General features: G+C 35.9%; 9 protein-coding genes. 3 read left to right on the top strand and 6 right to left on the bottom strand.

The features are described 5' to 3' along the window. Nucleotides 1–8 precede the first annotated feature (8 nt). The 6 genes from JML65_RS04830 to rimP form a co-directional block, all read right to left on the bottom strand. The gene (locus JML65_RS04830) at nt 9–2,804 is read right to left on the bottom strand and encodes a SusC/RagA family TonB-linked outer membrane protein (RefSeq protein WP_202270082.1); all 2,796 of its coding nucleotides are present in this window, start codon (nt 2,802–2,804) and stop codon (nt 9–11) included. A gap of 372 nt (nt 2,805–3,176) precedes the next feature. After that, nucleotides 3,177–4,616 (bottom strand): RagB/SusD family nutrient uptake outer membrane protein, encoded by a 1,440-nt coding sequence (locus JML65_RS04825; RefSeq protein ID WP_202270081.1) that lies wholly within the window; start codon nt 4,614–4,616, stop codon nt 3,177–3,179. A gap of 12 nt (nt 4,617–4,628) precedes the next feature. After that, entirely contained in the window at nt 4,629–7,421 is a 2,793-nt protein-coding gene (locus tag JML65_RS04820; protein ID WP_202270080.1) for a SusC/RagA family TonB-linked outer membrane protein, read from the bottom strand. A gap of 642 nt (nt 7,422–8,063) precedes the next feature. After that, on the bottom strand, nt 8,064–11,021 hold the full coding sequence (infB, locus tag JML65_RS04815) for a translation initiation factor IF-2 (RefSeq protein WP_202270079.1): 2,958 nt from the start codon (nt 11,019–11,021) through the stop codon (nt 8,064–8,066). Nucleotides 11,022–11,097: 76 nt separating this feature from the next. Then, nucleotides 11,098–12,333 (bottom strand): transcription termination factor NusA, encoded by a 1,236-nt coding sequence (gene nusA / locus JML65_RS04810; RefSeq protein ID WP_047484955.1) that lies wholly within the window; start codon nt 12,331–12,333, stop codon nt 11,098–11,100. A gap of 17 nt (nt 12,334–12,350) precedes the next feature. Then, complete coding sequence (gene rimP / locus JML65_RS04805) at nt 12,351–12,818, bottom strand: ribosome assembly cofactor RimP (protein ID WP_047484954.1); 468 nt, start codon at nt 12,816–12,818, stop codon at nt 12,351–12,353. 215 nt (nt 12,819–13,033) lie between these two features. On the opposite strand from rimP, the gene JML65_RS04800 reads away from it, so the two are divergent. The 3 genes from JML65_RS04800 (at nt 13,034) to rfbA (ending at nt 16,525) form a co-directional block, all read left to right on the top strand. Beyond that, on the top strand, nt 13,034–14,347 hold the full coding sequence (locus JML65_RS04800) for a UDP-glucose dehydrogenase family protein (protein ID WP_202270078.1): 1,314 nt from the start codon (nt 13,034–13,036) through the stop codon (nt 14,345–14,347). Nucleotides 14,348–14,352: 5 nt separating this feature from the next. Further along, the gene (rfbB, locus tag JML65_RS04795) at nt 14,353–15,432 is read left to right on the top strand and encodes a dTDP-glucose 4,6-dehydratase (RefSeq protein ID WP_202270077.1); all 1,080 of its coding nucleotides are present in this window, start codon (nt 14,353–14,355) and stop codon (nt 15,430–15,432) included. Between the two features lie 229 nt (nt 15,433–15,661). Next, nucleotides 15,662–16,525 (top strand): glucose-1-phosphate thymidylyltransferase RfbA, encoded by an 864-nt coding sequence (gene rfbA / locus JML65_RS04790; RefSeq protein WP_047484947.1) that lies wholly within the window; start codon nt 15,662–15,664, stop codon nt 16,523–16,525. The last annotated feature ends 155 nt before the right edge of the window (nt 16,526–16,680 follow it).

The raw sequence follows: 16,680 nt of genomic DNA, 5'->3' as shown, positions 1-16,680 counted from the left end.
ATTCAATATTAAAATTCTAATTGCAATCCTACCAGGATTGTTCTTACAGCTGGGTAAGTATAAAGGTTGTATGATCCAGGAACAAATAATGCAGTAGATTCACCAGATCCTACTGAAACTTCAGGTTCTCCGTGGAATTTAGTTACAGTAAATAGATTCTGTCCCTGTACATATGCTCTAAGCTTATTGATAGGAGATCCTTCTCCAAGGAATTCTTTATCAAATGTATATCCCAATGTAAGAGATCTTAATCTTAAATAATCATTTTTTTCAATCCATTGATCAGAATCACGCATACCGTTTGAGTCAACTTTCTGGAATACATTGGTATCTCCTGGGTTTTGCCAAACATTAGCAGCAGATTGTGCCATATTTCTACCTGCAACAGCAAGAGTTGGATCAACAGCAGCAGCGTACATATTGTTATATGTATATCCTCCTAGCTTGAATGCAAAATCTGCACTGAAGTCAAGTCCTTTGTACTGAACTGTAGTTCCGAATCCACCAAAACTTTTTGGGAAAGGAGATTTGTCTGTAATAGGAACTGCATTAGAAGCGCTGTACACGTTAGTTACATTTCCTGCCTTGTCATAATATAATGCATCTCCGTTATTTGGATCCACTCCTGCGAATCTTACATTATAGAATACATATGGAGACTCACCTACTTTAAGATAAGTATCTCCTAAGTTTCTTTCAGTTTGACCATCTGCTAACTTATCAAGAGTTGATTTCTGGAATGAGATGTTAGCATGTAAGTTCCATTGGAAATCTTTCTTTTTGATGATATCTGCACTAAGTTCAACTTCAAGACCTTTCTGAGACATATCTCCTGCATTGATATACTGGTAATGTCCTCCTTCTTGTTTGTCTAAAGGCACAAGCTGTACAAAATCTTTTCTCTTATTCTGGTATACTTCCACGGATCCACGAATTCTTCTGTTCATCATGGTGAAATCAACCCCTAAGTTGGTAATTGCATTAGACTCCCATTTAAGGTTTTCGTTACCGATGATATAGCTGCTTTGTGCGAATGTTCCAGGATACAACGCTGCATTAGAACCATATAAACCGTAGCTGATGTTGGTTACGTTATAATAATCAGGAAGTGTTCCGTCATTACCCGTAGTACCGTATGATCCTCTAAGCTTTAAATCATTGATAAAGCCGCCTTTCATAAATTCTTCTTTCGCAATATTCCAAGCAGCACTTGCAGACCAGAATACACCGCTCTGATTATTTGCGCCGAATCTTGATGAAGCATCTCTTCTTAATGATCCTGTTACAAGATATCTACCTTCATAGTCATAATTTAACATCCCCGCTAAACTGAATAAGGTATTTCTTGTCTTAATTCCGGTAAATGTATTTCTTTCTGAAGGAGTTGTAATAGAAGGAACGTTTAATACTGGAGATTTCAATCCGTAAGCTCCTCCGTTCATCGTTTCATTGAAGTTATCGTTATATTCGATAAATCCTAAGAAATCGAAGTTGTGACTTCCGTATGATTTTTTGTAGTTGATCGAGTTATTCCAAGTATAGTTAAATCCATAGAATGAATTTTTGTTCAACGCTCCTGTAGGAATTTTGTTTGTTGTTAAATCCAGGTTTGATCCTTTTTTCAACCACTGAGTTCCCATAAACCAATCGAAAAGTCCGTTGAAATTAGTTTTAAATTTCAGACCATCGATAATTTTATATTCAGCAAATAAGGTTACCGGAATTCTCAATCTCTGATCCTCCAGTCTGTAGTTACGAATCTGCTCTACCACATTGGAACCTGCTCTCATGGTTTGATTATAACTTCCGTCTGCGTTATAGATCGGCTCATATGGAGCATATTTATACATCGCCCCAAATGGGTTCTGTGTATTGTTTCTATCTCTGAAATTCTGGGTAACCTGATACTGAACTCCCAGGTTGATTCCTACGTTCAGTTTTTCACTCAGCTTATTTGTAAAACCGAAGTTACCTGTATATCTTTTAAGTCCGTCAATATCTCTGATGATCCCATTATCAGAATCATATCCTAATGAGTAATAAAAAGTACTTTCTTTAGAACCTCCTTGTGCACTGAACAAATAAGACTGAATAGCAGAAGGCTTTAACAGGTCTTTTTGCCAATTATGATCATATGCAGCAAGTCTATCCATCTCTTGCTGAGATCTTGGCTTAAATCCTAAATACCCAAGTTGATTCTGAAAGCCCATTAGCTCTCTTGAATTCATCATGGTATAATTATTGTCCTTCAATCTTTCACTGAAACCAAATTTAGTTTCAAATGAATAACGAGTTTTTCCGGCTTTTCCAGCTTTAGTAGTTACTACAACAACTCCATTAGCACCTCTTGCACCGTATTGAGCAGTAGCTGCAGCATCCTTAAGAATTGAAATAGATTCTACGTCTGCAGGGTTGATTGCACTGAACTGTCTTGCAGTCATATACATTCCGTTCACTACATAGGTAGGCTCTGATGAACCACCAACGCCACCAATACCTCTTACCTGAATTGTCGCAGCAGCACCTGGCTGTCCGGTACTACTTTGTACAAACACCCCTGAAGCTCTACCTTGTAAAGAGTTACCGATAGAAGTAGTAGGGCTGTTTCTTCTGATTTCATCTCCACCTACTACAGCCTGAGCCTGAGTAATTTCATCCGCTTTCTTCTTCTGATACCCTGTAACGACTACTTCTTCAATCTTCGTTTCATTCGAATCAGAGTCTTTTGTTGTTTTTTGCGCAAAAGCTGTTTGCCCTAAAAAAAATAAAGCCCCAACACTTAATACTCTTAGTTTCACATTCATATTAACAAATTTTATTAATAAATTTTAAGGCGACAAATATGTTAATAAATATTAACATTCACAAGCTTTTGCCCTCTACAGGCCGTTTCCGACACATTAACCTTGTTTTTTTTATTGAAAAAAAATTTTAACTATTGATAATTTATGTTAATTATTTTTTGCAATACAATAATTTATTAAGAAAAAAATAAATACAAATGATGCTTTTGACGATTATAAAATTTTTTGAAATATTATGCGTTAATTAATAAAATCCTAAGACAGATTAAAAACAATAAAATATATACTTTATTTATAGCATAAGAAGAAATTAAAATCAAAAAAACCTGCTAAAAGCAGGTTTTTCTTTTTTATAATAATTAATTATTATTATTAATAACCAGGATTCTGTTGAATATTTGGATTATTATTAATAGCTGTTTGAGGGATTGGCCACTGCCATTTATGGCTGGAAACAGGAAGACTCAACACAGGCGCTGGATTCCCTGCACCAGTAGATTCCGGACCAAAGTTAGATCTTTGGATTGGAAGAGCAAGTCTCTTCAATGTAAAGAATCTGTCTGTTTCAAATGCTAATTCCAATCTTCTTTCCAACATAATTGCATTCCAAAGAGTTTGTCCGGCTTCTGCACCAGGTACAAATCCAGTATATCTCTGTGCTCTCAATGTGTTCAATAATCCAAGAGCTCCTGCTTCATTTCCTTTTTTAAACATTGCTTCTGCAACATTTAAAACAACTTCAGCAGTTCTTAAATATTTTACATCTACCGCCTCAATTGGCTTATCAGTAGCCTGCTTGTACTTAATAACGTTATTATACGTTTTTGTAAGGAATGGAGAAGTAGTAATATAAGAGCTCTTTCTGATATCCGTAGCAGCAAATTTATTATAGAAATCGAAGTCTACAACATACTCTGATTTAATTTGTCCACCAACAGTTTGGTTATAAGCTGAACCTGTTTTGATGTTTTCAATACTTGAGTTAAGTATTTTAAACAATACTCCATCACTTGATGTATCATTCCAGATATTCTTGAAAGTACCGATAGCTCCTACACTTGGGCTTAAAGCTAAAGCTTTCTGACCCCAAAGAATAGCATTATCATAATCACCTTTGTACAAATACACTCTTGATAACATCCCTTGGATAGCAGGCTTTCTAAGCTTACCTACGTTAGCTGTCTGTGTAATATTTTGCTCTGCAAAAAGCAAATCAGCAATAATTTTATCATATACCTGATTTACATTCAGGTTTCTTGTCACTAACTGGAATGGATCAAACTTTTCTACATAAGCAATACCTAATGAAGTACCTGCATCAGCAGATTGAGTAGGTATTTTACAATATCTTCTTACAATATCAAAGTGAGCTATGGCACGAATACCTCTTGCTTCCGCTTCAATATTACTTCTGAATGCACCTGGTGCTAAATTACCAAGCTTATCAAGAACCGCATTGGCTCTTGCAGCCACAGCATATCCTGTTCCATAAACAGAAACAACCGCATCCACATCTCCTGCGAAATTGAAATTATACGCATCGTTGTTTGATCTTCTTCCCTGAGGATTCTGAATTAAGTTATCTGAAATAACATCAGGAACAATTAATTGTGTATAATCCTGCTGATAATATCCAGAAATCTTAAACGCATCATAAGCATAATCTACACCTTTTCTAAAATCACTTTCAGTTGTGTAATAGGTATCCGAAACCAATCTATCATTCGGCAATACTGTTAAGTCATCAGTACATGACGCAGCAGTAAAAGCTAATGATGTAAATAATACTATTCTTACTATGTTTTTTTTCATGAGAAAATTGAATTAGAAGTTAACTTGCACTCCCATTAGGAATGTTCTTGTATTTGGATAATTGTATAAACTGATAGATCCTGGAATAAACGCTCCATTTGCTTGTGTTTCAGAAGCTAAAGCAACTTCAGGATCTCCCGTATAGTTAGTCCAAAGAGCTAAGTTCTGACCAGAACCGTATACTCTGATACTATTTACAGGAAGGGACTCACCTAAGAATTTCTTATCAAAAGTATATCCGATCTCTACTGATCTCAATCTTACGAAATCTGTTTTTTGTAAAAATGCATCTGAAGATTGAAGACCATTAACATTTGGCTTAGGTAATACATTAGTATCTCCTGGTTTCTTCCAGTAGTTAAATGCATCTGTACTCAAGTTTTGATTGTATGCAGAGAAGTCAGAAAGGTTTTGCCCCATAATATTATAGCTATACCCTCCAGTCTGGAAAGAGAAATCTGCATTTAAATCAAATCCTTTGTATCTGAATGTAGTTCCAAAACCTCCATATGCGCTTGGTAAAGTAGATTTCCCTGATAGGAACTGTGCATCACCTGAGCTGTATACATTGGTAACTGAACCATCCAGTTTATAATACAATGCATCTCCATTAGTAGGATCTACACCAGCACTCTTAACCATTTTGAACACAGTAGGCTCATCACCCACACGCATAAACGTAGTACCATCTAAGCTAAGCTGGGTAGCATTTCCATATAAGCTCTTTACATTATATTTAAGCATAGAGATATTTCCTCTTACAGACCAGTCAATATCTTTACTTCTGATGATATCTATACTTAATTCAGATTCCAATCCTTTAATTTCGATATTTCCTGCATTGGTAACACTCGAGAACAAATAACCTCCTCCTTCAATTGCTGTATTAGGAATTGCATATAAGAAATCTTTTCTGTCATCTTTAAATACCTCGGCAGTTAATTTAATTCTGTTGTTCCACATCACCACATCTACCCCTAAGTTTTGAGATTTTTTAGACTCCCATTTAAGGTTTGGCTGCCCGTAAGAATTAGATGGACCTGCTGTAGGGTCTGTACCATAATCACCGGATACTACAGTAATAAGGTTTTGGTAATCTGCAAGAGCAGATATATTACCTGTTGTACCGATACTGTATCTGAATTTAATATCATTGAAGAAAGGAACATCAAAGAAAGATTCTTTTGCTAAATTCCATGCTGCTGAAGCAGACCAGAAGTTACCATATTTATTATCTTGTCCCAGTCTTGAGTTTCCATCTCTTCTGATGGATCCTGATAATAAGTATTTGCCAGCATAGTTGTAGTCAACTACTCCTAATAAACTCACATATCTTGTTGTTGTTGTATTACCGGTAATCGCAAACGGAGTAGAAGCAGAACCAACATCAGTAACATCAGGTCCTAACATTACCCTTTTTGTTCCTGATAAACTTCCGAATTGTTCCTGGCTATATTCAAATGCAGCAACTGCTGACACTTTGTGTTGTCCAAATGACTTCGTAAAATCGAATCTATTGTTAAATACATATGTCCAGAAATCTGATCTTGTATCTCTGATAGACCCGTCCGGAGTACCATATACTTTAGCGATATCAGAACCTTTTTTCACTACGTATTTATTCTTTCTAAGATCATAAATATTTCCGAAAGTAGATTTGAATGTTAATCCTTTAAAGAATTCATAAGAACCGGATATTTGCCCTGAAATTCTTGTTCTCCAGTCTGTAGTTACCTCATTTCTTCTAAGGTCAACAGGGTTAATAGAGTTGGTTGTAGAATTAAAAGTACCGTCTGCATTATAGATAGGCTCATATGAATTCAATGTATAAATTGAATAGAATGGGCTTAATGCATTATAAGAATATCTTTGATCCTGTGTTCTAACATTAATGATACCAAAATCAAAAGCTAGCTTCATTTTATCACTAACCTTTTGATCAAAGTTGAAACGGGCATTATATCTTTTGAAACCGTCTAATTCCTGAAGGATACCAGAATCTGAATCATATCCTAAAGAAGCATAGTATGAATTATTTTCGCCTCCACCTCTAACGGATAGGTTATGATACTGTATAGTTGAATTTCTTAAGATATCTTTAGACCAGTCATGATCCTGCGCCATTAATTCTGCAGCTTCTGCAGGAGTATAAACCGGGTTTGGATTCACTCCTAATCCTGACATTTCATTCTCAAACTGAATCTTCTGAGCAGTATTCATCATTGTGAAGTTCTTGTCTTTCGGCTTATAGGCAAAACCAAATCTTGTATCATAAGTGATCGCTGGTTTCCCAGACTTACCTCTTTTTGTAGTAACTACAATCACCCCGTTAGCAGCTCTTGCTCCATATACAGCAGTAGAAGCGGCATCTTTTAATTCCGTAACACTTTCAATATCTGTTGCAGGAATTGAGTTGAACTGACGTTGAGTCATGTAAATACCATCCACTACAAATAATGGATCCGATGCTCCTATGGTAGCAGAAACATTGACAGCTCCTCTAATTCTGATAGATCCCGGCTCACCTGGCTTACCTGAATTGGTAGATACCTGTAAACCTGACATCTTACCCTGAAGCATATTCGTAATACCGGTACTTGAAGCTGACATTCTTGTAAGCTCTTCACCACCTACTACTGAAACTGCCTGGGTAATTTCATTTTTTTTCTTTTTTTGTACCCCAACTACAACAATCTCATCAATTACTTTAGTTTTTGCTGTATCTTTTTTTGTTGTCTGTGCAAAAGCAGTTTGCCCCAAGAAGAACAAAGCCCCTACACTCAATACACATAGTTTAACATTCATATTAACAAATTTTAATATATTTTAGCAACAAATATGTTAATAAATATTAACACTAGCAAATTTTTCACATTGATAAAATAGTACATTTTTAACAATTCACACAACATTGAGCTTAAATTATAAACATTTAATAATTTTTAAAGTAAAAAAATATGTAAAAATTAAAATACATTCAAAATAACACATATTAAACAATTAATTCACAGTTTATTTTTTTTTATTTATAACGATTCTAAATTATTTTGTTGTTAAAAACCGCTTTTTTTGAGGATAAAATGACTACAAAAAAGCAAATTATCCCTCCTGACACCACGTTTCCAACACATTACACAAAACCACAATCATCAGCAACAAAATAAAAAACAAGAATATCTGAGAAAAACAAAAGGAACAAATACAAAATAATGAAACCTAATAATTCACCGTATGGTTAGCTATAAAAGCAAGTTACGCCATTCAACAAGCATAAAACCGACTCAGTACGCTTCATCTATCCACGCTCATCGATTAAATAAAAAATAAACCAATAAGTTATTTATGGTTTATAAAATTAACTACACCGATTCCATTTGAAACAAAATAGCACAAAAAAAACTGCCGTTTCTCTGAAACGGCAGTTTAATAATATATTTATTTATGATATTATTTTAGCTTCTTTTTAACAGCTACTTCTTCATAAACTTCAAGAATATCTCCGATTTCAATATCGTTATATCCTTTCAGGTTCAGACCACATTCGTAACCTTTGGTTACTTCCTTCACGTCATCTTTGAAACGCTTCAAGCTTTCAAGCTCTCCGTCAAATTTAACAATACCATCTCTTAATACTCTTACTTTAGAGTTTCTGGCTACTTTTCCTGAAAGAACCATACAACCTGCAATTGTTCCAACCTTAGAGATTTTAAATACCTCTCTGATCTCTACATTACCGATAACCTGTTCTTTAATTTCAGGAGAAAGCATACCTTCCATAGCTTCTTTCACTTCTTCTATTGCTGCATAAATTACAGAATAGTTTCTGATCTCAATTTCTTCTCTATCTGCAAGATCTTTAGCATTTGCACCAGCTCTTACGTTAAATCCGATAATGATAGCATCTGACGCGGCAGCCAAGTTAACATCAGATTCTGTAATCTGACCTACTCCTTTATGAAGGATATTAACATTAATCTCACCTGTAGATAATCTTTGTAACTGATCAGATAGTGCTTCCACTGAACCGTCCACGTCACCTTTCAGGATAATATTTAATTCTTTAAAGTCTCCTAAAGCAATTCTTCTACCTAATTCTTCAAGTGTAGTATGCTTCTTCGTTCTGATCGAAAGTTCTCTCTGAAGTTGCTCTCTCTTATTAGCAATAGTCTTAGCTTCACTTTCATCTTCATATACCTTAAACTTATCTCCTGCTGTTGGTGCTCCGTCTAATCCTAAAATAGTTACAGGAATAGATGGCCCTGCCTCTGTAAGGTTTCTTCCTCTCTCATCAAGCATTGCTTTTACCTTACCGTGGTTTTTACCAGCTACTACATAATCTCCAACTCTTAAAGTTCCGGTCTGTACCAACATAGTGGCAACATATCCTCTTCCCTTATCTAATGAAGCTTCAATAACAACTCCCTGAGCATTTCTATCCGGATTAGCTTTTAAATCCAGCATTTCTGCCTGAAGTAATACTTTCTCCAATAGAACATCCATATTGTTACCAAATTTTGCAGAAATTTCCTGCGCCTGAACATTTCCTCCCCATTCTTCTACAAGGATATTCATCCCTGAAAGCTGTTGTCTGATATTATCAGGGTTTGCACTTGGTCTATCTACTTTGTTTAATGCAATAATCATTGGTACTCCTGCTGCCTGAGCGTGAGAAATAGCTTCTCTTGTCTGAGGCATTACATCATCATCAGCTGCAATTACAATGATAGCAATATCCGTAATCTGAGCACCTCTTGCTCTCATCGCGGTAAATGCTTCGTGACCTGGTGTATCTAAGAACGTAATTCTCTGACCGTTTTCCAATTTCACATTATAAGCACCAATATGCTGTGTAATCCCTCCGGATTCTCCTGCAATTACATTTGTTTTTCTGATGTAGTCAAGTAATGAAGTTTTACCGTGGTCAACGTGTCCCATTACCGTAACGATTGGAGCTCTGCTCATTAAATCCTCTTCATTATCAACTTCATCTTCGCCTTCACTTTCTTCAAGATCAGCATCAGAGAATTCAATTTTATAACCAAATTCATCTGCTACTAATAATAAGGTATCAGCTTCCAATCTCTGGTTCATGGTAACCATTACCCCTAATGAGAAACAAGCAGAAATAACCTCTGTCGGCGAAACATTCATTAAGCTAGCCAATTCACCTACTGTAATGAATTCCGTTACTTTAAGAGTTCTGTCTTGTGCTTCAAGCTCTTGCTGACGCTCATCCTGCTCTCTACGGTACGTTCTCTTATCTTTTCTGTGTTTAGCAGATTTAGACTTACCTCCTTTGTTAGTAAGTTTTTCAAGAGTTTCTTTAATCTGGTTTTTAACTTGTTCGTCAGTTAATTCAACTGGCATAACTCTTTGACCAGGTCTGTTGTTTTGACCTCCTTTCTTGAAGCCACCACCTTGACCCTGACGGTTTCCTCCACCTTGGTTGTTTCCAAAACGGTTTCCACCTCCCTGACCACCTTGTCCTGGGGGACGGTTTCCTTGACCTCCCTGACCTGGAGGACGGTTTCCACCTTGTCCGCCATTGTTGTTATTCTGACGGTTTCCTTGGTTTTGACCACCCTGGTTGTTATTATTTCCAGAATTCTGATTATTCCCTTGGCCTTGTTGATTATTATTCGGACCGCCGGGTTTTTCAATTCTTTTTCTTTTCTTTTTTGCTCCAGAACCTGGTTTTGGCGCAAACTGAGTTAAGTCTATCTTTTCTCCAACGATCTTAGGACCGTCAAGCTTCTGATAAACAGTCTCAATCTTTTGTGGTTCCTGAGACTCCGGTTCAGCCTCAACTTTAGGAGTTTCCACTTTTTTCTCCTCTACAACCGGTTTTGGAGTTTCTTTTATTGGTTCCACAGGTTTTACTACTTCTTTTTTCTCCTCCATTTTTGGTTTGTCTTTTTTCACAGGTCTATTTCTAGATTCTATCTGAGACAAATCAATCTTATCCAAAACTTTAAATTCCTGCTTTTCAGGCGCTGTTTTCACTTCCGGTTCTTCTTTCACTATTTCTTCTTTCTTTTCTTCAACCGGTGTTACTACAGGAGCAGCAGGGGTTTCTTCAACTTCAGGTTTACTAGGTTCTAAATCTATTTTACCTAAAATTTTAGTTTCTGGTTTATTAGCTTTAGCTCTTATCACTTCAGGGGTTTTCTTTTCTTCAATTTCCAGCTTTTCTTCCGGAACTTTAGTAATCACCACCTCATGGGAAGCTTTTCGCTGTTCGCCATCCTTGGCAAACTCAGCTTCCAATGCAGAATATGCCGCTTCTTCTAATTGAGCGTTAGGATTGCTTTCAACTCCAAATCCCCTCGATTGTAAAAATTCTACTAATCTGGACATCGAAATATTGAATTCCTTAACCGCTTTATTTAATCTAATTTTTGGCATTTATATTATTTACTGTTTTTTAATTTTTAAAATTAAAGTATTTCCTTTTTACTGTTTATTAAAATTTATTTAAATCTTAATCTTCAAATTCCTCTCTCAGAATACGTTTTACCTCTTCAATTGTTTCTTCTTCAAGGTCAACCATATTTAAAAGACTTTCAGTTTCTTTATCCAATACTGATTTTGCAGTTGTAAGTCCTACTTTTCTAAATTCATCCAAAATCCACTGCTCGATATCGTCATTGAATTCTCTTAATTCAACATCGTCATCCTCGCTAGCTTCTCTGTATACATCAATCTCATATCCTGTCAACCAAGAAGCCAGTCTGATATTTTGACCTTGTTTTCCAATTACTTTAGAGATTTCCTCAACCGGAGTATATACCAATGCATAGTTAGTATCCTCATTGATTTCAATCTTATTAATTGTAACATTTCCTAAAGCTCTCTTCACCAAAATCTCAGGGTTTTTAGACCACTGAATAACATCGATGTTTTCATTTCTCAACTCTCTTACAACCCCATGAATTCTGGATCCTTTCACACCTACACAGGCACCTACAGGATCAATTCTGTCATCATAAGCATCTACTGCAATTTTTGCTTTTTCTCCAGGAATTCTAACGGCCTTTTTCAAGATGATTGTTCCGTCCTGAATTTCAGGAATCTCCAGTTCTAGTAACTTTTCAAGAAACTTAGGTGCAGTTCTGGAAATAATAATTTGCGGTTTAGAACCTTTAAAGTCTACTGTTTCAACAATAGCTCTGATATTCTCACCCTTTTTAAAGAAGTCGGATGGGATCTGATTTTCTTTCGGTAAAATAAATTCATTCTCTTCATCATCCAACAAAATCACATGCTTATGACGGATGTGGTGAATTTCTCCTACAACTATTTCCCCGATTTTATCTCTAAACTGTTCATACAGCATTGCATTATTGTGCTCCTGAAGTTTTGTAGCCAAAATTTGCTTTAGGGTAAGGATATTTCTTCTTCCTAACTGCGCAACAGGAATTTCCATTGTAAAGTCTTCTCCTACTTCAAATGTAGGATCTATTTTTTTAGCCTCAGAAATTTCAATCTCCAGATCATCGTCTTCAGACATTTCGTCTTCTACAATTGTTTTATTTAAAAATATCTGAAAATCTCCTTTATCAGGGTTTACAATCACATCAAAATGGTCATCTGAATCAAATCTTTTTCTCAAAAGAGTTTTCAGTGAGTCTTCAATAATTGCCATAAGATCAATCTTACTGATCCCTTTTTCGTCTTTAAAATCACCAAAGGATTCAATCAACGCTATATTATCCATCTATTCTTTTTTCTTTTTTAAAATTTAATTACTGCCAATGCTTTTTTGATCTCAGAGTAAGGAATTTCTTTCTCCTCCTCTACATCAACCTTCCCTTTTCCGATATCCTTCGGCTTACGATACCGTAGAACAAGGGTGATCTTTTCTTCATCTACTTTAGATAATTCTCCTTCAATTTTAGAAGAGTCTTCCAACATAACCTCAATCTCTCGTCCTAAATTCTTCCTGAACTGTCTTGGGATAGACAACGGCTCACTAAGTCCTGCAGACATCACCTGAAGGCTAAAATCATGCTCCTCACGGTCCATATTGAATTCCACCGCACGGCTTGCATCAAGGCAATCTTGCAAAGAAACTCCATTGTCACCATCTAAAATCACTGTAATGTCATCCCCTGCAGAAAATTTAAGATCAATAAGAAACAGATCTTTTCTGGTCTCAAGGAATTCATTTAATAATTCTTCAATTCTTTTTCTAAACTCCATACATTGTTTTATCTTGATTTATAGTACGAAAAAAGGCTTTCTTTCGAAGCCTTCTCATTTTTCCCGTAAATCCATTGCAAATATACGCTTTTTTTCTAAAAAAGCAAAATTATCTTATTATCAAGCAAATAGCACAAATTCTATTTACATTAAATTAAACGGGCATATGAAAGTATTTTTATTATTTTTGTCTTGAATTTTAAAAACCAAACATTTTGAATATAACGATTGTAGGAACAGGTTATGTAGGGTTAGTTACAGGAACTACTCTGGCAGAACTTGGCAATTCAGTATACTGTGTTGATATTGATGAAAAAAAAGTTGAAGGTATGAAAAACGGCGTAGTTCCCATCTATGAGCCGAACCTTGAAGAAATGTTTCTAAGAAACATCCAATCTGAAAGATTATTTTTCACTACCAATCTTAAAGAGGCCTTAGATAAAAGTGAGGTCATTTACCTGGCACTGCCTACCCCTCCCGGTGAGGATGGATCAGCAGACCTTTCCTATGTTCTCCAGGTAGCCAATAATATTGGTGAGATGATGACAGAATACAAAGTTATTGTCAACAAAAGTACGGTACCCGTAGGAACTGCTGATAGAGTAAGCAGCGTCATATCTTCCAAAACAAACATTCCTTTTGATGTAGTTTCAAATCCGGAATTTTTAAGAGAAGGTTTTGCTGTGGAAGACTCCATGAACCCATCAAGAGTGGTTGTAGGAGCAAGCTCCGAAAGAGCCAAGGACATTATGTCTAAAATTTATCAGCCCTTTACCAATACTGGGATTCCGATCATCTTCATGGATGAAAAATCATCAGAACTTACTAAATATGCCGCTAATTCATTCTTGGCAGTAAAAATTACTTTCATGAATGAAATCGCCAACTATTGTGAAAAAGTAGGTGCAGATGTAGACAAGGTAAGACTGGGAATGGGAAGTGATGACAGAATCGGGCACCGGTTTTTATTTCCGGGCATCGGCTATGGAGGAAGCTGCTTTCCTAAGGATGTAAAGGCACTTATCAAATCCGGAAAACAGGAAGATTTCAACTTCCAGATTTTGGAAGCTACAGAAAATGTAAATACGACACAGAAGGTAATTCTGGTTTCTGAGATAGAAAAATATTTCGGAGGAAATATTAAAGGCAAGAAAATTGCTATATGGGGGTTAGCTTTTAAAGCCAATACGGATGACATCCGGGAAGCCTCTTCTTTAGATAATATTGCCCTGTTATTGGAAAAAGGAGCTGAAATCATAGCTTATGATACTGTTGCAGAAAGCAACGTACAGAAACTTATTGGGGATAAAATACAATATGCAAAAGGAATGTATGATGCTCTGGAAGATGCAGATGCTCTATTCATTTCCACAGAGTGGCCGGAGTTTAAAAATCCTAACTTTGAACTCATGTCGAAAAAAATGAAGAATAAAGCTATTTTTGACGGTAGAAATATGTATCCGCTAGAAATTCCTGAACAAAATGGATTTTATTATAAAAGTATAGGAAGAAGAACAATTTTAAAATAGACAAAATGAAAAATATAATTATTACTGGAGGCGCCGGATTTATCGGTTCACATGTTGTAAGAGAATTTGTAAAAAACAACCCGGATAGCATGATCATCAATCTTGATGCTCTTACTTACGCTGGAAATTTAGAAAACTTAAAGGATATTGAAAACGAACCTAATTATGTTTTCGAAAAAGCCGACATTACAGAACCTGAAGAATTAAGAAGGGTTTTTGAAAAATACAATCCTGATGCGGTGGTACATTTAGCAGCAGAAAGTCACGTAGACAGAAGTATTACAGACCCGATGGCTTTCATTAACACGAATGTAAACGGAACAGCTAACCTTCTTAATCTTTGTAAAGAATTCTGGACTTTAAACCCGGATCATACCCATGGAAGATTTCCGGATGAAAAAAGAAAAAACTTATTCTATCATGTATCTACCGATGAAGTATATGGTAGCTTAGGAGAAACGGGATTCTTTTTAGAAACCACATCTTACGACCCACAATCTCCATATTCTGCATCAAAAGCAGCGTCTGACCATCTGGTAAGAGCTTATGGTAACACGTATGGAATGCCTTTTATTGTGTCGAACTGCTCTAATAACTACGGGCCCAATCACTTTCCTGAAAAGCTGATTCCTTTATGCATTTCAAATATCATTAATGAAAGACCTTTACCTATTTATGGTGACGGAAAGTATACAAGAGACTGGCTTTTTGTAATTGATCATGCCAGAGCTATTCAGCAGGTCTTCAATGAGGCAAAAACAGGAGAAACCTATAATATCGGAGGATTCAATGAGTGGCAGAATATTGATCTGGTAAAAGAACTTATCAAACAAATGGACGCTAAATTAGGAAAGCCGGAAGGTCATTCTGAAAAGCTGATCACTTTTGTAAAAGACAGACCAGGTCATGACAAGCGTTATGCTATTGATGCGACCAAACTTAATAAAGATTTGGGTTGGAAGCCTTCAGTAACGTTTGAAGAAGGTCTTGGAAAAACGATAGACTGGTATCTTGAGAATAAAGAATGGCTTGAAAATATAACCAGCGGAGATTACCAAAAATATTACGAAAAACAATATAACTAGTATCCATACACCAAAGGAACTACGTATAAAACAATTTTACAATCATAAAAATTTTAATTTTTATGATTGTAAAATGTAATCAGACCACTCTTCCATATATTCTATTAAGAAAATCTAAAAGAGCCTGATCCTATTTTATAAAAAGCATAGAAAAACAGGTTGAAAATCTCTGAACGGGTGATTTAAAATCATACAGACTATGCAGTAGAGAACATAAAAAAATAAAAAGATGAAAGGAATCATATTAGCCGGAGGATCCGGAACAAGACTATACCCTTTAACCATTGCGGTAAGCAAGCAGCTAATGCCTGTTTATGATAAACCTATGATCTACTACCCTCTTTCCACGCTTCTTTTAGCAGGAATTAAGGATATATTGATCATTACTACTCCTCATGACCAACCTGGATTTATCAAGCTTTTAGGTGATGGGTCCCAGATAGGATGTAATATAGAATATGTTGTACAGCCAAGTCCGGACGGACTGGCACAAGCTTTTATTCTTGGGGAGCAGTTTATCGGCAACGATCCGGCAGCATTAGTTCTGGGTGATAATATTTTCTACGGTTCTGAGATGGGAACTTTATTAAAAAACAAAACCAATCCTGAAGGAGGTGTTGTTTTCGCATACCATGTAGCAGACCCGGAAAGATATGGTGTTGTAGAATTTGATGATGACTTTAAAGCAATATCTATTGAAGAAAAGCCTTTACAGCCGAAGTCAAACTATGCCGTTCCCGGTTTATATTTTTATGACAACAGTGTGGTAGACATTGCTAAAAACATTCAGCCATCTGCAAGAGGTGAGCTGGAGATCACAGATCTAAACAATGTTTATCTAAGCCAGGGAAACCTTGAAGTAGGTGTACTGGACAGAGGTACTGCATGGTTGGATACAGGAACTTTTGATTCCCTTCATGATGCTTCAGAATTTGTAAGTGTTATCGAAAAAAGACAAGGCTTCAAGATAGGATGTATTGAAGAAATTGCTTTCAGAAATAAATTCATCAATGAAGAAAAGCTATTGGAAACAGCAGCTAAATATGGCAAAAGCGGCTATGGTGAATACCTGAAACAGCTTATCCGTAAATAACAAAACAATTTGTAAATCCCACACACTATTGGCTTTATGGCCAATAGTTTTTGTTTATAACAACAAATATCAATATATTAGTTGATGATTTTCGTTTTTATGTGAACAATTATTCATAAAACGAAGAAATACGGTAAGAATTAATTATTATAAAT

This window comes from Chryseobacterium sp. KMC2 (genome assembly GCF_016756935.1).
Taxonomy (GTDB): domain Bacteria; phylum Bacteroidota; class Bacteroidia; order Flavobacteriales; family Weeksellaceae; genus Chryseobacterium; species Chryseobacterium rhizosphaerae.
Note: the sequence above shows the minus strand (reverse complement) of the source record. Positions and strands in the feature narration are given on the sequence as shown.